Genomic DNA, 21,103 nt, shown 5'->3' with positions numbered 1-21,103 from the left:
ATAGAGGAAAGGTTTAATTTGCTACTTGCATACTGCTTTTTGCCCTTTGCTCTTATCGTTCGAGACCGTTAGCCTCGCACAGGTTTTAGCACCTATTCACCTGTATTTACCACTACAAGTGAGGTTGCTGGGCTTCATCGGGCCTGTCCCTCCGCCAGCTCGGGATAAGAGAGTATCCGTCCCAACCTATACTAAAGAAATGATATTCATTTGTCAATTAATATTCACATTTTCCTGAAAGTTTTTCTCAATACGCCTGGAATGAAATATTAATAAGGAAATAATACATTCACACAAACAAAAAGAAATAAATAGTATACATTATTTATATAATTGTGTTATACTCTTGTTGGGGATTACGAGAAATATTTCATTAAATGAAAAGGATGGTATATAAATATGAGTACTGTGAATGTCCAAATTGGTTTACACGAATTATTGAACGGAAGCAATGCACAGATTCAACTAAGTGTTCCGCAATTAGTGGAAAAAGTATTAATGCGAAATGAAGGGAAATTAACTTCTACTGGTGCCGTTTCTGCTTCAACAGGAAAATATACAGGACGTTCTCCTAAAGATAAATTTATTGTGAAAGAAGCATCGGTTGCTGACAAAATTGCTTGGGGAGCAGTGAATCAACCGATTTCTGAAGAACATTTTAATAAATTATACACTAAAGTTTTAGAATACTTAAAAGAAAAAGAAGAGTTATTCATCTTCAATGGATTTGCAGGCGCTGACCGCAATTACCGCCTACCAATTCAAGTTATTAACGAATATGCATGGCACAATTTATTTGTACATCAATTATTCATTCGTCCAACTGAAGAAGAATTAACAACTCATGAATCAGAGTTCACAATTGTTTCTGCACCGAATTTCAAAGCTGATCCAGCTGTTGACGGTACAAACTCTGAAGCATTCATTATGGTTTCATTCGAAAAACGTATCGTACTAATTGGTGGTACAGAATACGCTGGAGAAATGAAAAAATCAATCTTCTCTATTATGAACTTCTTACTACCTGAACAAGATATTCTTTCTATGCACTGCTCTGCAAACGTAGGTGAAGAAGGTGACGTAGCACTATTCTTCGGTTTATCTGGAACAGGTAAAACAACATTATCTGCTGATCCACACCGTAAATTAATCGGTGATGATGAGCATGGTTGGTCTGATAACGGTGTATTCAATATTGAAGGCGGTTGCTACGCAAAATGTGTAAACCTTTCTCACGAGAAAGAACCACAAATTTTCGATGCAATCAAATTTGGATCTGTTTTAGAAAACGTTATCATTAATAACCAAACGCGTATCGCAGACTATAACGATACTACTTTAACAGAAAATACTCGTGCTGCATACCCTATGCATGCGATTGACAATATCGTACTGCCAAGTGTTGCTGGACACCCAAATACAATCATTTTCTTAACTGCTGATGCATCTGGCGTATTGCCTCCAATCAGTAAGTTATCAAAAGAACAAGCTATGTATCATTTCTTAAGTGGTTACACTAGTAAACTAGCAGGAACAGAGCGCGGCGTTACATCTCCGCAAGCAACATTCTCAACTTGCTTCGGTTCACCATTCTTACCACTTGATGCATCTCGCTATGCTGAAATGCTTGGTGAAAAAATCGAGAAACACGATGCGAAAGTATTCTTAGTAAACACTGGCTGGACTGGTGGCGAATACGGCATTGGTAAACGTATGAACTTAGGTTACACTCGTGCAATGATTCAAGCTGCATTAAGCGGCGAACTTGCGAAAACTGAAACAGCTAAACATGACATCTTCGGTCTTGAAGTTCCACTTCACGTACCAGGTGTACCTGACGAAGTGTTAATGCCTGAACAAACTTGGGCTGATAAAGCTGCTTATAAAGAGAAAGCAATCGAGCTTGCGAGCGAATTCAAAGAGAACTTCAAAAAGTTCGACAGCGTTTCTGAAGATATTATTAACTTAGGCGGTCCAATCGCTTAAGTACAAACTTTCTGTTGGAATACCCCTTTTACTCATATGAATAAGTGCCGTGTAACCGTAAAGTTCCGCGTACTCACCGACAAAACCCAATGCGGCTTTACGGTTATACACACTTACATAAAAAAGAAGCTTACGTTTTTAACGTAAGCTTCTTTCTATATCTTATCTCTTCATCTATGACTTAGTTCGTAAAATTACATACCAACATCCAAATTTTACAGAAAATTCATTTTATAATCATTCATTATTATTTTTTTATGATACAATTTACATATGCAGGAAAGGATGAGGCCTTTGAAAAATTTTTCTCGTACAGGAAAAATTTTATTCAGTTATGGAGCGATCCAAATGTTTTGGGGACTTGTGATGCTTAATGTTAATTTATTTGAGCATACAAGTGAAACGATAAAATATATTATTCTAATTACCGGAATAATTTGTTGTATTATATCCACCTTTTTTAAAGAACATAAGAGTCATACTAATACGTGATTTCATGTTAGCTTATAGGAAGCAGAAACCTGTATTTTATGCAAAATTATGCTTCCTATTGTAACTACCCCTCGCCGGACCCTCTATTCCATCTAAAAAGAGGCTTTTTATCTTTTTAGCCCTTTGTTAATTCTTCCTCATCTTTCATACTATAGTAGCCTAAATTCACAACGATTAAGAAATAACCACCCAGAATCCCTACTGCAAATGCCCACATAACCATGTGGTGCTCAATTTCGTACATAATAACAGCGCCCAAAATGGCAGCTGCAAAACGATTAAACATACCGAGCGTCGGTGCTTTCGTTTTCTTTACGATACTATCTCCAAGCTTCTCAATTCGTCTCCCTAAAAGCCAAACACAATACATACTTACGATAAGTCCAATTCCAGCACCTAGAAAATGAGCTGAAAACGGTGTTAACATCCATCCTAGCAAAAGAAAACCTAGTAAATAATACGATTGAATTTTAAATGATCTTAATGACATACTAATCATGCTGTTCTCCTCTTCAGTAATTTTTATCTATCCAACAAAAGCTGTATAACTCATTTCTTTCGAGTTCATACTACTTAAAATTCATTTCACTCAAATTAAAAACAACATAAACAGTATGTTTATGTTGTTTTTAATGTTTTCAGGAAATAATATTATACAAGATTTCAAACATCATATTCTCATAATTTGTGACGTTTTTCCAAACATTTTTCGTCCATTTATGAAAAAAGTGATATCAATCTATGAACATACGGATATGATGTAATAAGTACACAAATAAAGGGGGCGTCTAATGATTTATTTTTTAATGGCTCTCATTCACCTCATTATCCCTGCACTTATTGGACTTTCATTGTATTGGTACACGAAAAATCATAGTATTTTCTACGCTGTCCTCGGTGTTCTTCTTCCAGGTATTATTCTTATCACACTCTTCCGTATTCCATTTTTAAACTTAATTCCACTTATTACTGCTATCTTATTTCTCGTCTTCTTACCAAAAATAAAAAAATAGGAAAGCAGATCATAGATGATCTGTTTTCCTATTTTGATATAGGTTCCCCCGCAGTAGAATGAATTTTTACTTTCTCCGATTTCACAAACCATAGACCGAAGAAAATAATAATTCCACCGATTATTTGTTGAAATGATACATATTCATTTGCCCATATAGCTGCAAATAAAACAGCTACAAGTGGCGTTATATACATATATACCATCGTATGTGACGCGCCAATTTTTTGAATACCAACATACCACATCACTAAACCAAATACTGTTACAAAGAAAATGGAATATAGTAAAGCGAATAGTGTCATTCCATGTGTAATGTGAAATGGCATTATAAATACATGTGGTCCACTTAACAATAAAAGCGGAATCGCGCCAACTAATGCTGACCATGCGGTAACACGTAGTGCTGAATATTTTTTAATTAATGGACCTGCTAAAACAGGATAAAGCCCCCAGCATATTGATGTAATAAGTCCAATTCCGTTACCATAAAAAGAACTAGCAAGCGAATGCCCTGCTAATAAAACTAATGCAGCACCACCAAAGGCAATTATAGAACCGATGAGCTTTCGAGAAGAAAACTTTTCTTGTTTCAAAAAAATAGCAAATACAGTTGTAAAAATAGGTGAAATAGAAATGAGTAAAGAGGCATTTGTAGCGGACGTATATTTGACAGTTTCCATAAATAACGTTTGATACAGTACAATACCTACAACACTAACGATGATTAATCTAGGTATATCCTTTCGTTCCATATAAACCGACTTTTCAATAAAAAATGTAAGGAGTAACATAAGCGGTGCCGCTGATATCATCCGAAGTGCAGTAAACTCAATTGCTGTAAATTCTAAAAGTCCATATTTAGCAATCGTAAAATTAATCCCCCAAATAATAACGACTGCTAAAATTAATAACTCAATCCCCCATCTTCTCATGCATATCCCCTCCGCAAATAAGATTATACAGAAAATTCAATCACATGTACATTTCATTATGTGAAAAAATCTTTGTATTGTATGGAGAGGTTTGCTTTGTTTGGTACATAAACTTATATCGACGATTTTTCGAATATATCGACTTATCAATAAAAAACGAAAATAATAGTACCTTATATAATAAAAAGATGGTCCAAAAATATTTTGGACCATCTTTTCTTTCTTACACTCGAACGTGTAACTTCATATTTGGATTATAAAATTGGCTTGGGCTCTTCAGCTGAAAAGTTCCTCCAACTTCATGCCAATCAACTGTTAACTTATCATCCATAAATACAAGCTTTGTACGATCTGCGATAAAATTCATTGCGCTAGATTCGATATCCACATCGCGCTCATCTTTTTCTGCTACAGCTACTAAATCGATAATTCCGCTCATTACACAACCGCAACCTTCATTATCGTAAAATAACTTTATATATTTCGCTTCATTTGGAATCGTATCCATAATCTTTTTATATGCTGCTTCTGTTACAGTAACGTACATATGTTAATCTTCATCCTCTCTTCTCATATCCTTCATACATTGTACCACCATTTTCTCTTAAATTTATATACAGAAAATTAAGACTAATATACAATATATGTAATAAAGGAGGTTGTATCACTCATGTTCAAATTACTGCGATATCCCATCTTCTTAGGCCTACTCGGTAGCTTTTTTATTTCTAGCGGAATGCTATTACAACATATACTTCCTTATTCTCCTTCTATTGGTTGGATTTTAGGCTTTATTTGTTTCCTAACCGCTTCTTATTTTGCTATGAAAAAATAAGAAGCGCTTTAAGATTTATTTGCAGCTTAATTTTGACTTGGGTGTTACTTTCGGCCCACAAGAGAAACGTTGGCTCTATAACGATTCAACTCTCCTCTCTATTTTAAAATCTATACACAATACGATTGAACACACAAAAATATAGAATTCATAATATGTATATAGTGGTTCTATTTTTAAAACTAGTTTTTCAAAATATAGAAAGGAGAACATACATGTACCCACGTAATTGTTTTAGTTGCGACGGCAGACGCAATAGTAGTTCTAACGGAAACACCGGGCCCACTGGTAGCACCGGACCTACTGGAAACACTGGCTCTGCCGGCATCACTGGACCTTCCGGGAACACCGGACCCACTGGTAGTACTGGACCTACTGGCTCTGCCGGGCCTTCCGGAGCTGGTTTCCAAAGTACTACCGCCTTTAGTCTAGCAGCCGCCCCCACCTATAAAAAAGGACAAGTTGTCACTTATACGAGCAGCGGCTATGTTGTAAAAAAAGATGCACCTCAAGGATTTCCGAATGTATCTCCAGATTATATCGTATTAGTAGAAAGTGGACCTACTGGAAACACTGGCAGTACTGGACCTTCTGGCGGTACCGGACCTTCCGGCATCACTGGACCTACGGGGAATACTGGATCTACTGGCAGTACTGGACCTACGGGGAATACTGGATTTACTGGCAGTACTGGGCCTACGGGGAATACTGGACCTTCTGGCAGTACTGGGCCTACGGGGAATACTGGATCTACTGGATTTACCGGGCCTACTGGATTTACTGGTTCTACTGGTAGTACCGGACCTACTGGCATTACCGGACCTACTGGAACTGCAGGTAGTGCCTCAGCAAAAAGTATTATTTTTCAAGGAACAAATGCTGGTTTTCAACGTATAGCGGGTTCTCCTGGCATTGACTCCAATGTTATTCCATATGTCACTGCTGGAGACGGTAGTGTAGTTGGCTTTGCTGCATCTATAAATGTAAATAACTTACCTGCTGCTGTTTATACGATTGATATTTGCAGGAATGTCCCAACAAACCTCACTGCCCCTACTTCCAGTTACATTTTAACTACTATTACCTTAACTACCACGGACAAAATTACCGGAACTATAGTATTTTCCATTAAACCGACGGATACTGGATCAGGACAAATTCAAGTATTTAATCCTACTCCAGCCGTAGGTCCGGCTACTGTAACTTGGACTAGCATTACAACTGGAAACCCTGTTTCAAGAGGGGATGCTATATCTCTTTATATTAACCCTGGAATTACTGCCAGTGCTGTATATTCTATTTTTCTAATCACTAATATTTAGTTCCTTCTTAACAGTAATTTATTTAACAAAAAAAGGAGATCACTCTCAAATAAGTAATCTCCCTTTTTAAAATTTTTTCATTACATTGGCAATACAATCTTCACAGTCGTTCCAACCCCAACTTCACTTTCAAAACTCATTTTACCGTTGTGGTCTTTAATAATTTTTTCTGTAACTACTAAACCTAAACCTGTTCCCGTTTCTTTCGTTGTGTAAAAAGCTTCATTTAACTTCGGAATTTTGTCTTTTGGAATACCGCAACCTTCATCCTTAACTTGAACAATGATTGCATCTTCTACAGTCACTTTAATCGTAATCGTTCCGCCAACTGACATTGCTTCAATCGCATTTTTAATTAAATTAAAAAATACTTGCTTTAATCGTTTTTCATCGCATGTAATCGATGGTATGTCTTTACTATAAATACCTTGTATGTGCACTCCTTGCTTTAAAGCAGGCTTTCCCATAACTCGAATAACATAAGCGATAATTTCTTCTATATTATGAACTTCTGATTCTAGTGATTTAGATTTCTCAAATCCACTAAGTTCTGTAGCGATTGTATGAATTCGCTCTACTTCTTGTTTCATAATATCACTATATATTTTATCCTCAGGATATTTATTTGCTTGCTTATTAACAAATTTATCTAAATTAGCTAGAGGTCTTCTAATTTTGTAACCAATAACTGTAGCCATTTTCCCAACAGTTGCTAGCTTTTCTGTTTGTTGTATTTCTTTATCCATCATCTCAAGCGTACGAACGTAAGATTGAAACCTTAAAAACATAATCCAACATATGATAGTAAATACGCTATATAATGCCATCGGGATTAAAACGAGTGACGAGTGAATAATGATTCCTATAAGAGCGTATTTCCCAACAAGTATACCAGTAACTAACCAAAAATACCTTTTGTTCACAAAGAGTGGGGCAAATAAAATAAAAAATCCTTCTACTATATTCCCACCATCAAACTCAGCATCACTACCGTAGTAAATCATAAAATTATGGATAAAATCTAATAGGTTATATCCAATTAGAATAATATATTTCACTGCAAATGGATTCTTCCATTTCATGAAGTATACTCCAATACAAAACAAAATCACCATTAGAAAATAAAGCCATAAACCTAAACCATCTTCAAATTGTCCTACTCCTTCTTGCTCTCCTCCTATTAAAGGTACAATAAATTCGTAGGCAAGATCGTATACAAAAAATATAATGAAAAATAAACTTAAAAATATTTTCAGTGCCTTCATTTCTTCATTTTTAAATATATTGTCTTTATTCATATCGTAACTCCTAGCTTTTCTCCCTCTTGGATTTCATTATTTCCACGTTGCTTCGGGAGCATAATATCTATTCTAGTTCCAATATCTCTTTCACTTGAAATATGTAATTCACCAAGATGCTGCTCAGTAACAAGCCGATTCGCTACAGTAAGTCCTAGGCCAATTTTATCTTGTTTCGTTGTATAAAAGGCCTCTTTAACACGAGCTAAATTTTCTTTCTTAATACCGTAACCATTATCAATTACACTTAGCATTACATAATCTTGTCCTTTGTTTTCTAACCGTAACTCTAATGTGCCACCTTGCTCCATTGCCTCCAGAGCATTTTTTATGACATATAGAAAGACTCCTCTTATTTTCCGCTCATCACATTCAACTTCTATCGTCTTTTCTTCCACATTAGAAATAAACTGGACGCTAGATTCATTCATTTTTTCGCGAACAATTTTTACTGCTTGTAATGCAATTTCACCTATATTATGTTTCTTATAAACAGAAGGTTTACATGTAGCAACTTCCATTAACTCACTTATCATATTATTCATATTTTCTATTTCAAAAATCATCTGTTCGTAAATAGGGTCCTCCTCATGCTTCTCTCGTTGTAATTGCGTAAACCCTTTTAATGAAGCAAGTGGATTTTTAATTTCATGTCCCACTGTCGCTGCCATTTTTCCGATTACTGCTAATTTTTGTGATTCACTAGCAATCTTAATACTTTCCTTTACCGCTGAAAAGTATTGTATAAATCGATTTAAAATGATGTATGCCGCTATTAATACGAGTGTATACATAATGAGGAACATAAATCCTTTTACTTCCTTTAATACGAATAAATAAATAACATATTTCCCTACAATTGTCGAAAGTACAAACACAAAATATTTTTTAGTTAAAAATATAGGTACAAAGAAGATGAAAATAATTTCTATTATATTTACTCCATCAAATGCCGCCTCATTATAAAGCATATACGAAAGTATATTAACGATTTCTATTCCTATGTATGCAAATACACATGCATATTTAACAAGGTTCGCTTTCTCTTTTTTTATTAAATATACATTCACACCGAGTATTGCAGTTCCGCAAATAACTTGCCATAGTATGCTATGCCCCATATCCGTTAATGATTTATTTTCTAATACGATTGCATAGAAAATTTGGTATGAAACAACAATGACATATAGCACCCATAAAAAAATTTTTGCATTCCTTTCTTCTTCTTTATATGATAGAAAACTTCCTTTCACTTCAACACCCCTTCAAAATAATATCTCGAAGAATACCATTTATTATAATAAATGATTTTCATAGACAAACAAAGATAAATCGAACATTTGAGGAAAATCATCCCAATAAAGCAAAGTATCTTCAGGCTATATAAGCATAAAAGCTATAAACAATAATACGTATATTATGGGAGGTGTTTTATGTGGACGGCAAAAAAAATAAAAAAACAGAACAACTGGAACCCTTCACGCGTGAGAATGAAGGAAAGAAAATGACGACAAATACAGGTGTTACCATTTCAAATGATGAAAATACTTTAACCGCTGGTGATCGTGGTCCTACCCTTCTAGAAGATTTCCTAATGCGAGAAAAGCTTGCTCATTTTGACCGTGAACGAATTCCTGAAAGAGTCGTTCACGCACGTGGATACGGTGCACATGGTATATTCGAGCTATATGAATCTTTAGAAGAGCTAACAATGGCCCACTTTTTACAAGACCCTTCAAAAAAAACACCCCTTTTCGTTCGCTTCTCTGAAGTAGCTGGATCAAAAGGAGCGAATGAAACAAATCGAGATGTACGAGGGTTCGCCGTTAAATTTTATACAGAAGAAGGAAATTTTGATTTAGTAGGAAACAATATTCCTATTTTTTTCATTCAAGATGGCATTAAATTCCCTGATCTTATTCACGCCCTTAAACCTGAACCGCATAATGAGATTCCACAGGGACAAACAGCACATGATACATTTTGGGACTTCATCGCCAATAACCAAGAATCGGCTGCGATGATGATGTGGATTATGTCTGATCGTGCCATTCCAAGAAGTTTTCGAATGATGCAAGGGTTTGGCGTTCATACATTTCGCTTAGTGAATAAAAATGGAAAGTCACGATTCGTAAAATTTCACTGGAAGCCGAAGCTCGGCATTCACTCATTAATTTGGGATGAAGCGCAAAAATTAGGTGGTGCTGATCCAGATTACCATCGCCGTGATTTATGGGAAAATATTAATGCTGGAAACTATCCTGAGTACGAACTTGGCATTCAAATTTTAGAAGAAGAGGATGAATTTAAATACGATTTCGATATATTAGATGCGACGAAAATTTGGCCTGAAGAAGATTTCCCCGTTAAAATCATCGGGAAAATGACATTAAATCGCAACGTCGAGAATGTATTCGCTGAAACGGAACAAGTCGCGCTTCATCCGGGAAGTATCGTCCGTGGTATTGATTTTACAAATGATCCGCTCTTACAAGGTAGGCTCTTTTCTTATACAGACACTCAATTGGCACGCGTCGGTACAAATTATCAAGAATTACCGATTAACCGTCCGATATGCCCATTTCACAACAATCAAAGAGATGGTGCATCTAAATATATAATCGACAAAGGAAAAATTGCTTACCATAATAATTCCTTAGCAAATAACACTCCTTACACTGTCCCCGGTACAAAGGGTGGGTTCGTTACATATCCTTCTACTGTATCAGGGCATAAAACGAGAGAAACAGCCGCTAGTTTCAAAGATCATTTCTCTCAAGCACGTTTATTTTGGAATAGTATGAGTAACGTCGAAAAGGTTCATATTATGCAAGCCTTCTCCTTTGAATTAGGAAAAGTAAAAAGTAAATCGGTCCGCCAACAAGTCGTAACTATGATTGGGCATATTAGTACTGAATTAGCTACGTTAGTCGCTGAAGCGATCGGAGCAAAAGTCCCAAATATTCAAGAATCGGGCGTTACGAAATCATCGCCAGCACTCAGTATGGCAAATACGACATTTAGTCCTAATACATTACGAGTAGGTGTCATTGTTGCAAATGGATATGACGGACAAAACGCGCAATATATACTAAATCAATTCAAACAAGTTGGGTTGCAGCCAGTAATTGTTTCCGAGCGATTAGGTATTGTGCAAGGAACGCAAAATGTACATTGGGACGTGAATGACACTTTCTTAACGGGATCTTCACTTCTTTATGACGGGCTACTTCTTATTGGAGGAAACCTTGATGAACTGTTTCTTAATAAAGCGAGTTCATTTGTCGTAGAATCATATAATCACTTTAAGCCAATTGGTGCCTTTCAAAATGGATCTACCGTTATTCAATCTTTAAATATTGAAGGAAAGCCTGGCGTCCTAATAGAACAAAACCCTACGCAACTTGCAAATAAATTTATTAAAGCCATGACGAAACAACGCTTTTGGGATAGAGCATATGAATAGGTTAGGGGGATAATTTATGTTTGTTACCGTCGAGAAAGATGTGCATATTTTTGTGCAAGACGTTAATCCTGGACCCGGTAGTAAAACCGTGTTTTTCGTTCATGGCTGGCCTTTAAATCATCAAATGTACCAATATCAACTCAATGTGTTACCACAGCATGGTTTCCGCTGCATCGCTATGGATATACGCGGAAACGGGCAATCTGATAAACCATGGACTGGTTACACATACGATCGTTTAGCAGACGATATCGCCATTGTTCTCGAAGCACTTCAAGTAGAAAATGCTACATTAGTCGGTTTTTCAGTAGGTGGTGCTCTTTCTATTCGGTACATGTCCCGCTATAATGGCCATCGTATTTCTAAACTTGTATTAGTCGATGCTGTTTCCCCCTCTTTCGTTAAAAATCAAGAATCGCCCTATGGTGTCCCAAAAGAACAAGCAGATACCCTCATTAATCAAATGTATGCCAATATGCCAAAATTTTTAAATGATGTATCTTTATCATTTTTTAATAGAAACTTAGGATCTGCTACGTTAGAATGGTTTTCTTATCTCGGTATGCAGTCTGCTTCCTACGCTCTCATCAAAATATTGCAAGCAGCCGCAAATGAAGATGTAACGAAAGATTTAAGTGAAATTAACGTCCCAACAAAAATATTCCACGGTGTTCACGATCAACTTATCCCTTACAAAAGCGCTGAACTCACGCAAAAGCGGATTAAAAATTCTCAGTTACATCCTCTTACAAATAGCGGTCACGGCTCTCCAATTGATCAAGCGGATGAATTAAATGCAGAACTTATAAAGTTTTTGCATTCATAAAAATCTATACCAAATCGCTTCAATTGGAACGCATTTTTTGAAAAGATTAAAATTCACATATTTCTCACAAATCAATCAATAAAACGATTACATTTTCATTTATACTAAATGTACAGGTAATACTCCCTAAACCCAGCTTGTCTGGTTACCCCGTTAAATACTATAAAAAAAAGAACTTGTATCGTTATACAAGTTCTTTTTGTTTGTTCTATTTAAAAAGTATATCTTTACTATACTGCTTTCCAGCAAGTAAATCATATTGGATCATTTTATATTGCTCTAACATTTCTTTTTGTTTCTTTGTTAAATCTGTTATCTCTTCCCCATCTTTATTAACCTTTAACTCATCTCTAAGAACCGGTATTTCTTTATGCATTTCCGATAAAAATTGATAAAACGGTGATTGATTTAGTCCTGCATAATCAAAAACAAGATTAGAAAAATAAATTGGACTTACTAAACCTAAATTGTCATTTGGCAAATCAAAATTTGCATACATTAACAATGGTGTTTCTGACATAATTAATCTTTCTCTTACCGTCTCTTCATTTTCTATATATCCTGCTTCTTTATAAATAGATTTATTAGTTCCTAACATAGGTAAATGATCTCCAAAGAAGACTAATAAAGTAGGTCTGTCTAAATCGTTAAGCTGCTCAATTAAATATTGCAGAGCTTCATCAGACAGTCTTACACCTTCTGTATATGCTTCTAATTCCGCTTTCGATTCCTCTTCTGTTAATCCACTAATTTCTATTTTATTTTCTCCAAACATATTTGGCGTATACGGAAAATGATTTTGCATCGTCACCGCATGAATAAATGTAGGTTCTTTTCTCTTATTTAATTCATCTATGATTTCTTTACTCATAGATAAATCACCAATATTGTCTCCCACTACTTCTTTATTTTTCATCGTATCTTCTGCATTAAAATTATCGAATCCCAATGTTTTATATACATCTTCACGTTTATAAAACGATCGATTAAACGCATGAATTGCACTTGCATAATACCCTTGTTTTTTCAACTCACTTGCAATCGATGGAATCTCTTTTTGGCTTGGAACAGCTTGTTGATATGGTATAGAACCTGGCATTAAAAGACTCATCGAATAACTCGTTAAGGCTTCAAATTCTGTATTCGCTGTATTCCCTCCAAATGTAGGAGCTATCGTTTGTCCACCTGGAAAATTCTCTGTATAATGATGTAAATTCGGCACTGGATCTTCGCTAAATGAAAGATTCGTTAATTTTGTTGGATCCCAAAATGCTTCACTCATAATAAATATAATGTTCGGCTTCTCTACTTTTTTTTGTGCTTTTACTTTGCCGCTATATTGTTTTTCTATATCCTTTGCAATTTGCTGCATATTTTCTTTTGAATATTCCTCTGGCTCTTTAATAACTGTCGTATCTAAGTTACTTAAAAATCCAATAATAAAACCATTCGCTTTATAATTTGCAGCTTGATTCCATGCACGGATGTCTACTCCACCTTTTATAAATAAATCATTCATAAAGGTAGTAGGATAGTTACTATATCCATACAACATAAACCCAGAGCCACATATTAAAATAATCCTCATAATCATATGTGATTTTATAACTGGAATATACTTTCGTATATACGTAACTACAAATACAATCAACACAATGCCAACGATTGTCAGGAACATATTCCAAAAACTAAAATACTCCATGACCATCGGTATAACGGAATTCATATGACCAATCTGTGTAAAATCAGACGGGTAGAATGGCTCTCCTCTAAAAATGAGTTTAAAATGGTTCAGCAGCACAAAAATAAGTAAGACTAAGCTAGTTATCGTTGTACTTAAGAAAACTCTTCCAAGCAAATTATATGCAAAAACGTATACCATATAAATAAATAACAGGCTTAATATATACTGTCCATATTGTAAATACACCCATGTATTTACTACTATAAGGTTCATGTCCTCCTGCACTATGATATACATCCAATTCATTGTATGAGCAATTAAAAATAATACGACATACACTCGAATAGCCGGCCTAAGCTTATGACTGATGCCTTTATTCAAATGAATGATATATAGTAGTACACTCCACAAAACAATAATGAGTATACTTAGCGGTATTTCCCCATTAAAAAAATCTTTCGTTCTCTCAAATTCGAAAGACCTTAACATAACAAAGAATAGCGTTTCTAAACAGATCGCCCACATTCCACTAAGAATGATAGAAATTAATAGATTCTTTCTCGGTTGCTGAGCCGAGAAACTAAAATGAAATTCATCTCTTCTTCGTCGCTGTGTAAAAACATTAAAGCGCAATTTATTCCCTCTTTCCTTTACCCCTTCGTCTCGCATCAACAAACATATTGTCATATACAAAATACCATATTTGTATGCAGCTAGTCTCCCTATGTGCTTGTAATAATACACATGTATCCTTAATTTCCCCTTAAAAATACAGTGAAACTTTAATAAGTCCGAACCATTCAGGATTGAACGGGATAAACCTTCTTCGCTCTATATTCTAACAGCATAAATGAACTACGCTTCACAAAATTGTTACCATAAGAAAAGAACCTATCAACACTGACAGGTTCTGCTTCATTCTAACAGACATGAGCATATGTATTATATAAGAGAATACATCCATACTTTCCATATAATACATACAAGTAAGATAACTACAAAATCAAAAAGATCTAATCTCGGGCCCTTTTTCATATTCATCTCTAGCCACATATGAATCCATTTTCTTTTTGTATATTTTTGAATGTTTTTCTTTGCAAATCTGTAAATGAGTACTTGCATAATAAAAAAACCGACTACGAAAATGAACAAGAAAATGAGAAAATCGACCACAAAATTCCTCCCTATTTTTGCAGCGATTTTTCTACTATATGATTTTTCAAGACCCACTCTTCAAATTGAGCACTTCCAAATTCCCAACTAAGATCACGAGCATGTACAGAAAAAACGTAATGACCAGCATATTCGTCCATAAATCTACCTGTCTCGATCTCATCTTTCTGAAGACCATATGTTCCAAAATTAAAATACACATCCCACACGTCTTCATTCTTCCGCTTATAAGCAATCGATTCCATATCACATTCTGTTCCGAAATAGTCAAGATGTAAATGTACGCTATCATCATATTCGTACTCCATTTTATCACCCCTTATATTTGTACTTCTTTATCACCCAAAAAATTCCTGCTATCTACACTCACATATGGGCACTTACCTACATATCATGCTTGTAGAGTGACTTCTAGGAGGTGTCATATAGTGAAAAAATTTATAGCTGTTTTTTGCATCATGTTACTATCTATTTTCACATTTGCTGCTTGCAGTAGTAAAAAGGAAGGTACGAAAGAACAAACGCAAAACATTCGCATCGGCGAAGTTACCCATTCTCTCTTCTACGCCCCTTTATATGTCGGGATTGAAAAAGGATTTTTTAAAGATGAAGGATTAAATATTGACCTCCAAACAACAGCTGGCGGAGATAAAACGATGACCGCCCTATTATCTGGCGGAATTGATATTGCTCTCGTCGGTTCTGAAACGTCTATTTATGTTCATCAACAAGGTGCAAAAGACCCTATCATTAACTTCGCACAACTTACACAAACAGACGGAACATTTTTAGTTTCGCGTAAAAAATTAGACTCTTTTAATTGGAATGACGTAAAAGGTGTTACGTTTTTAGGACAGCGTAAAGGCGGCATGCCGCAAATGGTTGGAGAATACGTTTTAAAGAAAAATGGCATTGATCCTCGCAAAGATACAAACTTAATTCAAAACATCGAATTTGCTAACATTGCAAGTGCCTTTGCATCTGGTACTGGGGAATTTGTACAGCTCTTTGAACCGACTGCAAGTATATTCGAAAAAGAAGGAAAAGGGTTGATCGTCGCTTCGTTCGGAAATGAATCTGGAACTGTTCCGTATACAACGTTCATGGCAAAAGAAAGCTTCTTAAAGAAAGATAAAGATGCTGCTGAAAAATTCACACGTGCTCTCTATAAAGCGCAGCAATGGGTTGATACACATAGTCCAGAAGAGATTGCTGACACCGTTTCTCCGTTATTTAAAGACACTTCAAAAGACATTACAGTAAAAGTAATCGAACGGTATAAAAAACAACACTCTTATGCAACAAATCCGCTATTAGATGCTGAAGAATGGAAACAGCTCCAAACGATAATGAAAGAAGCTGGCGAATTACAAAAAGAAGTTCCACATGAAGCGCTCGTCAATACAAAAATTGCCGAAAGCGTTATTAAGAAATAGAGGCGAAGTGTATGAGTTTTTTACAAATACGTAACGTTTCTCACTGCTTTTTCGCGAAAGAGAATGCCAAACTAATTCTCGAAGATATGAGCTTACAAGTGGAAGAAGGCGAATTTATTTCTATACTCGGTCCAAGTGGTTGCGGCAAAACGACACTCCTCTCCATTATTGCCGGGCTACTTGATCCAATTGAAGGTATCGTCTTTTTAGATGGTGAGCCTATTACAACGAAAACTTCATCTATGGGATATATGCTGCAGCAAGATTACTTGTTCCCTTGGAAAACAATTGAAGAAAATATTATGCTCGGACTTCACACCCGAAAAATTTACAATGAACAGACGAAAGAACATACTTTACAGCTTTTAAAACAAGTCGGTCTACATGATGTAGAAGAGCAATACCCTCGTGAACTGTCCGGCGGTATGCGTCAACGTGCCGCTCTCGTTCGAACGTTAGCGACCGATCCTAAAATTTTATTGCTAGATGAACCATTCTCAGCACTCGATTATCAAACGAAATTGAAACTAGAAGATCTCGTTTTCAACTTACTACGCAAATATAAGAAAACGTCACTACTCGTAACACATGATATTGAAGAAGCAATTGCGATGAGTGATCGTATTTATTTACTACAAGCGAATCCCGGGAAAATTGCAAAAACATTTATCGTCCCAGAAAGCATCCGTTCCTTATCACCGTTAGAATCACGCCACCACCATGACTTCCCATCCCTCTTCCAAGATATATGGAAGGAGCTGGAGCGACTTGGATAATATAAAGCAACTACATGAACAGTTTCAGAAAAAAGAACGTAAGCGTGCATGGTTAGCACGCTCACTGCAGCTTTTACTGCTCATTCTTTTCTTTTCACTATGGGAAATAGCTAGCAAAAAAGAGTGGATTGATCCTTTACTCTTTAGCTCTCCTTCAAGCATTTGGGATCTCTTCCTTAGTAAATGGATTGACGGTTCGCTTTGGGTTCACATATGGACGACATTACTTGAAACAGGAGTAGGCTTCATTCTTGGAACAGTGCTCGGCGCTATTATCGCTACTTTTCTTTGATGGATGCCACTTCTCGCTCGCGTGCTCGACCCCTATCTCGTCGTCCTAAACGCCATGCCAAAAGTGGCACTTGGACCTATTATCATTGTAATCTTCGGTCCAAATATTTCTTCGTCGATTGCAATGGGGGTAATCATTTCCATCATCATTACCATTCTCGTTATTTACAGCGCATTTCAAGAAGTCGATTCTAACTATATAAAAGTGATGGACACGTTTGGCGCAAATAAATGGCAATGTTATAAGCAAGTCGTTCTCCCTGCATCCTTCCCAGCAATTATTTCAACGTTAAAAGTGAACGTTGGTTTATCATGGGTCGGTGTTATATTCGGCGAACTTCTCGTCTCTAAACAAGGTCTTGGCTACTTAATTAGCTACGGATTCCAAGTATTTAATTTCACGCTCGTCTTACTGAGCGTACTACTCACCTGCGTCCTCGCAACACTTATGCATGTGTTTGTTGAGGCATTTGAAAAACTTCTAATTGGAAAACGAAAAAGAAGCTGACTTAGGGCGATAAACTATAGTCAGCTTCTTTCTTTACCTTTTATCACACATCTTTGTTTCATTTGTAACGTTTCCATCCGCAACTGTAACTGTATGGAAACAATCTTTCACACGTACTGTAACGACATTTTCTTTTCGATCTATTACATGATAATCATCATACTTTTTATTTAATGCACTACGAATTTGCTCTCCTTCAAAAATCGGAAAACCGTGAGACATTACCCAAATAAGACCAGCAACCGCAAGAATCGTTTTCATACGTTTCATTACCTCCTTGAGAGTAAACTTATAGTCCCTACAATATGCGCATTATAATTGTGTCTAATTTGTGACATTTTTATACTAATTCTCTTTTAAAGCTTCAGCTCCTTCTTCTTTTTGATAAAAAGACAGAATTTTCAATTTTATCAACATGAAAAACGCAAAGAACTAAAATTCTTTACGTTTTCTTGGCTAACATATATAACTCGCATTAGTGTCCACTTTGTTGTTCTAACGTTTTCGAAACATCATATAATCCCGTCAACACTTCCGCTCTCATTTTTACAAGCTCAGGGAACTGATAGAAGAACGCAATTTTTTTATACTTTAACTCCGATCCTTCTTTCACCTTTTTTAAATCTTGCAAAATAAATGCTGTAAACGTATCTGCAATATCTTCCGCTACGTTTGTCGTTCCATAATGTGAGACAAACTCCTCATGCTTTTCTTTAAAAAATTCAATTTGAGTTTCTTCACTTTCTTCTACTTTCTTTTCTATCCACTCCTGCTCAATGTCCTTCCAGAAAGAGTTATAAAATTGATTAATATAAGATTTTCCCCTCGCACATCCCTCTTGTAAGAAAAGAGTTTCACAGTTATTTCGGTACGTTGAAATATCTTTATCTTCTTCAAAATCCTTTACATAGTTTTCATCTACTGGTATTTGCTTATGCCCGAGCGTCAACACGTGAGCCGTCTCATGAATTAATGTTTTCATCACTTCATCTATATTTACCGCCGAATCAAGTGTATCTAAGCTTAGGGTCCAATCTTTCGGATTCTCCATACTAGGCATAACGTGAGCAACAACACCGTCATAACCGTCCGTTATTAAATCAAATTCGGTTATATTCCCGCGATATTTAGCTGGAATGAGCGTGCGGTACATATCCCATAATTCTTCATGATAACCTCTATCTTGACGCTGTTGTAGCACCTCTTCTTTCGCTTCTTTATCTTCAGCGAATACTTTATTTAAACGTTTCCGTTCTATTTTTTCAAAATAAGGATCTACAATTTCATCACCATCAATATAATAAGAAACTAAAAAGAAGTAATTTTCATCCTCTTCTTTTTTCTGTTCTGCTCCTTTCATATCCGCACTTTCATGCTCTTCTATATCATAATCTTCTACTGCTTCAAGCTCAGATAATCCATCTATTTTTTCATATACTTTTTGAAGTTTCTTATCTCCTATTTCCACGCATTCTTCTTCTGTTTTACAAACTTCTTTTTCCTTCACACTCTTCATAGAAATATCACACCCTGCTACTAAACCAATTGCGACGACAACCGCTACTAACTTACCATACAGTCTCTTCATATAAACCTCCGTCGTTCCATTCTACAAAAATATCATAAGCAATTTCTAACAAATGTGCGATACTTAATTATACAAACTATAAGGAGGTTTCTCATGATTCAAGCAGTCTTATTCGACTTAGATGGAACACTATTAGATCGGCGCCAATCTCTAGAACAGTTTATTCATGATCAATATAATCGCTTTGCCTCTCACTTAATGAACATAGAAAAATCAGAGTATTGTTCTCGATTTCTTGAGCTCGATAATAATGGCTATACGTGGAAAGATAAAGTATATGCTACTCTCCTTTGCGAATACAACATTACCACTTTAACACCAGAGCAACTGCTGTACGACTACATTACAAACTTTCAACATCATTGTATTCCTTTCCAAAATATGCATGAATTACTTCAGCGTTTAACAGAACAAAATATTAAAATTGGTATTATTACAAATGGCTTTACTGACTTTCAAATGAATAATCTTCGCGCACTAAACATACATACGTATACAAATACAATTCTCGTTTCAGAAGCGGAAGGAATTAAAAAACCACATCCTGAGATTTTCGAACGGGCTTTAAAAAAGCTAGATGTTAAGGCCATAGAATGTCTTTACGTTGGAGATCATCCAGAAAACGACGTGCTTGGTTCTGAACAAGTAGGGATTCTTGGTGTGTGGAAGAGAGATTCGTTTTTGGGTGACTTTGAACATTCACGCATGGTGAACGATTTGTTGGAGGTGCTTTCGTTTTTAGAGGTAGAAATGAAAACAAAATAATAGTAAATAAATTACATCGGCGATTTTTTACAATATATCGACTTACCGACAAAAGCTGACAAACAAAAAAGAGGCCGTTTTTCAAAAACGCCTCCCCTTCCTTTATTATTCATATACTGTAAACTGCGGTTTACTCGGATGATCTTTAACTTGCGCACCATCTGGAAACTTTGAAACTTTTTGATATAGGGCAATGTCACCGATACAACCTGCTGTTAGTAAAACCCCTAAAAGTGAGATGGATTGCACATTCGTAGTTAACCCAATTACAATTGGCAAAATTCCAGTTGGTAAAAACGGCAGCATTAACACTTTCTTCATTTGCTTTACTGTAATCGCCTGTTTAGAATGAGCATATGCAACACCTAATTTCCAATTAACACCCCATTTCAGTTCACTCCACGGAACACCACCGATATAGCGAAACCCTATTAAATGTATCGCTTCATGAATACAAACAAGAACAATCATTGCGATAATAAAAAGAAACAAGGTTGGTAACGTAATTTCAATTTGAAACTCACCTGAAAGAAGTGAATGTAAAAAACTAACTCCAATCGCCAGAGCAAATGCTATACAACATGAATAGAAATTTAATTTCCCCATCGAAACAGTAACAGTCGTTTCTTTTCTTTTATCCATCTTCCCCCTCCTAAAATGTAAATATATCTTTACAAAATTGTATAATATACCCAAAATAATGTAAAGAT

At 35.8% G+C, this 21,103-nt stretch carries 21 protein-coding genes, 1 pseudogene and 1 riboswitch; of the genes and pseudogenes, 11 read left to right on the top strand and 11 right to left on the bottom strand.

From position 1 onward, the window contains the following. Positions 1 to 49: 49 nt before the first annotated feature. A riboswitch (SAM riboswitch) is annotated at positions 50 to 171 on the bottom strand. A gap of 228 nt (positions 172 to 399) precedes the next feature. After that, positions 400 to 1,986 (top strand): phosphoenolpyruvate carboxykinase (ATP), encoded by a 1,587-nt coding sequence (pckA, locus tag JDS99_RS17380; protein WP_048540837.1) that lies wholly within the window; start codon positions 400 to 402, stop codon positions 1,984 to 1,986. Between the two features lie 294 nt (positions 1,987 to 2,280). Then, the gene (locus tag JDS99_RS17375) at positions 2,281 to 2,478 is read left to right on the top strand and encodes a hypothetical protein (protein WP_088064631.1); all 198 of its coding nucleotides are present in this window, start codon (positions 2,281 to 2,283) and stop codon (positions 2,476 to 2,478) included. Between the two features lie 115 nt (positions 2,479 to 2,593). Here the strand turns inward: JDS99_RS17375 and JDS99_RS17370 are convergent, their stop codons facing one another. Beyond that, positions 2,594 to 2,977, bottom strand: coding sequence for an ATP synthase subunit I (locus JDS99_RS17370; RefSeq protein WP_060486665.1), 384 nt, complete (start codon positions 2,975 to 2,977; stop codon positions 2,594 to 2,596). A 292-nt stretch (positions 2,978 to 3,269) separates the two neighbouring features. Between JDS99_RS17370 and JDS99_RS17365 the strand changes: the two genes are divergently transcribed. Beyond that, positions 3,270 to 3,491, top strand: coding sequence for a hypothetical protein (locus JDS99_RS17365; RefSeq protein ID WP_000639043.1), 222 nt, complete (start codon positions 3,270 to 3,272; stop codon positions 3,489 to 3,491). 28 nt (positions 3,492 to 3,519) lie between these two features. Here the strand turns inward: JDS99_RS17365 and JDS99_RS17360 are convergent, their stop codons facing one another. Next, positions 3,520 to 4,425 (bottom strand): DMT family transporter, encoded by a 906-nt coding sequence (locus tag JDS99_RS17360; protein WP_088064632.1) that lies wholly within the window; start codon positions 4,423 to 4,425, stop codon positions 3,520 to 3,522. A 223-nt stretch (positions 4,426 to 4,648) separates the two neighbouring features. Continuing rightward, positions 4,649 to 4,972, bottom strand: coding sequence for an iron-sulfur cluster biosynthesis family protein (locus JDS99_RS17355; RefSeq protein ID WP_048540845.1), 324 nt, complete (start codon positions 4,970 to 4,972; stop codon positions 4,649 to 4,651). Between the two features lie 123 nt (positions 4,973 to 5,095). Between JDS99_RS17355 and JDS99_RS17350 the strand changes: the two genes are divergently transcribed. Together JDS99_RS17350 and JDS99_RS17345 are read left to right on the top strand one after the other, a co-directional pair. After that, entirely contained in the window at positions 5,096 to 5,260 is a 165-nt protein-coding gene (locus tag JDS99_RS17350; RefSeq protein ID WP_087984879.1) for a hypothetical protein, read from the top strand. A 215-nt stretch (positions 5,261 to 5,475) separates the two neighbouring features. Next, positions 5,476 to 6,582 carry a collagen-like domain-containing protein gene (locus tag JDS99_RS17345; RefSeq protein ID WP_199695425.1) on the top strand — a complete coding sequence of 369 codons (1,107 nt, stop codon included), beginning with the start codon at positions 5,476 to 5,478 and terminating at the stop codon, positions 6,580 to 6,582. 80 nt (positions 6,583 to 6,662) lie between these two features. Here the strand turns inward: JDS99_RS17345 and JDS99_RS17340 are convergent, their stop codons facing one another. Then, positions 6,663 to 7,880, bottom strand: coding sequence for an ATP-binding protein (locus tag JDS99_RS17340; protein ID WP_097889164.1), 1,218 nt, complete (start codon positions 7,878 to 7,880; stop codon positions 6,663 to 6,665). Next, positions 7,877 to 9,133 carry an ATP-binding protein gene (locus tag JDS99_RS17335; protein ID WP_199695424.1) on the bottom strand — a complete coding sequence of 419 codons (1,257 nt, stop codon included), beginning with the start codon at positions 9,131 to 9,133 and terminating at the stop codon, positions 7,877 to 7,879. Before JDS99_RS17335 ends, JDS99_RS17340 begins: the two co-directional genes overlap by 4 nt. A 182-nt stretch (positions 9,134 to 9,315) precedes the next feature. On the opposite strand from JDS99_RS17335, the gene JDS99_RS17330 reads away from it, so the two are divergent. Both JDS99_RS17330 and JDS99_RS17325 read left to right on the top strand, forming a co-directional pair. Then, positions 9,316 to 11,346, top strand: coding sequence for a catalase (locus JDS99_RS17330; protein ID WP_199695423.1), 2,031 nt, complete (start codon positions 9,316 to 9,318; stop codon positions 11,344 to 11,346). A 16-nt stretch (positions 11,347 to 11,362) separates the two neighbouring features. Next, complete coding sequence (locus JDS99_RS17325) at positions 11,363 to 12,172, top strand: alpha/beta fold hydrolase (RefSeq protein WP_088064636.1); 810 nt, start codon at positions 11,363 to 11,365, stop codon at positions 12,170 to 12,172. A gap of 208 nt (positions 12,173 to 12,380) precedes the next feature. On the opposite strand, the gene JDS99_RS17320 is transcribed toward JDS99_RS17325, so the two are convergent. The 3 genes from JDS99_RS17320 to JDS99_RS17310 all read right to left on the bottom strand — a co-directional run bounded on the left by JDS99_RS17320 (position 12,381) and on the right by JDS99_RS17310 (position 15,337). Then, a complete protein-coding gene (locus JDS99_RS17320) occupies positions 12,381 to 14,525 on the bottom strand; it encodes an LTA synthase family protein (RefSeq protein ID WP_199695439.1) in 2,145 nt (714 codons plus the stop codon). A gap of 273 nt (positions 14,526 to 14,798) precedes the next feature. Continuing rightward, a complete protein-coding gene (locus JDS99_RS17315; RefSeq protein ID WP_087984884.1) occupies positions 14,799 to 15,029 on the bottom strand; it encodes a hypothetical protein in 231 nt (76 codons plus the stop codon). Positions 15,030 to 15,040: 11 nt separating this feature from the next. After that, positions 15,041 to 15,337, bottom strand: coding sequence for a DUF3986 family protein (locus JDS99_RS17310; protein WP_088064638.1), 297 nt, complete (start codon positions 15,335 to 15,337; stop codon positions 15,041 to 15,043). 120 nt (positions 15,338 to 15,457) lie between these two features. Between JDS99_RS17310 and JDS99_RS17305 the strand changes: the two genes are divergently transcribed. From JDS99_RS17305 to JDS99_RS17295, 3 genes and pseudogenes are all read left to right on the top strand, one after another. Next, positions 15,458 to 16,465, top strand: coding sequence for an ABC transporter substrate-binding protein (locus tag JDS99_RS17305; RefSeq protein ID WP_199695422.1), 1,008 nt, complete (start codon positions 15,458 to 15,460; stop codon positions 16,463 to 16,465). An 11-nt stretch (positions 16,466 to 16,476) separates the two neighbouring features. Next, complete coding sequence (locus JDS99_RS17300) at positions 16,477 to 17,241, top strand: ABC transporter ATP-binding protein (RefSeq protein WP_088064639.1); 765 nt, start codon at positions 16,477 to 16,479, stop codon at positions 17,239 to 17,241. Beyond that, a pseudogene (locus JDS99_RS17295) lies at positions 17,234 to 18,040 on the top strand (ABC transporter permease). Before JDS99_RS17300 ends, JDS99_RS17295 begins: the two are co-directional and overlap by 8 nt. Before the next feature lie 33 nt (positions 18,041 to 18,073). On the opposite strand, the gene JDS99_RS17290 reads toward JDS99_RS17295, so the two are convergent. Next, positions 18,074 to 18,301 carry a hypothetical protein gene (locus tag JDS99_RS17290; protein WP_000849118.1) on the bottom strand — a complete coding sequence of 76 codons (228 nt, stop codon included), beginning with the start codon at positions 18,299 to 18,301 and terminating at the stop codon, positions 18,074 to 18,076. Positions 18,302 to 18,515: 214 nt separating this feature from the next. Beyond that, on the bottom strand, positions 18,516 to 19,628 hold the full coding sequence (locus tag JDS99_RS17285; protein ID WP_199695421.1) for a recombinase family protein: 1,113 nt from the start codon (positions 19,626 to 19,628) through the stop codon (positions 18,516 to 18,518). 93 nt (positions 19,629 to 19,721) lie between these two features. Here JDS99_RS17285 and JDS99_RS17280 point away from each other — a divergent pair, with 93 nt between their 5' ends. After that, on the top strand, positions 19,722 to 20,393 hold the full coding sequence (locus JDS99_RS17280; protein WP_199695420.1) for an HAD family hydrolase: 672 nt from the start codon (positions 19,722 to 19,724) through the stop codon (positions 20,391 to 20,393). 105 nt (positions 20,394 to 20,498) lie between these two features. Here JDS99_RS17280 and JDS99_RS17275 read toward each other — a convergent pair whose 3' ends face one another. Further along, a complete protein-coding gene (locus JDS99_RS17275; protein WP_098230339.1) occupies positions 20,499 to 21,035 on the bottom strand; it encodes a DUF3267 domain-containing protein in 537 nt (178 codons plus the stop codon). Positions 21,036 to 21,103: the final 68 nt, after the last annotated feature.

This window comes from Bacillus cereus group sp. N6, assembly GCF_016483705.1.
In the GTDB taxonomy this organism is placed as follows: Bacteria; Bacillota; Bacilli; order Bacillales; family Bacillaceae_G; genus Bacillus_A; species Bacillus_A wiedmannii.
The sequence above is the reverse complement of the archived record's forward strand: the minus strand, read 5'-3'. Positions and strand labels throughout refer to the sequence as shown.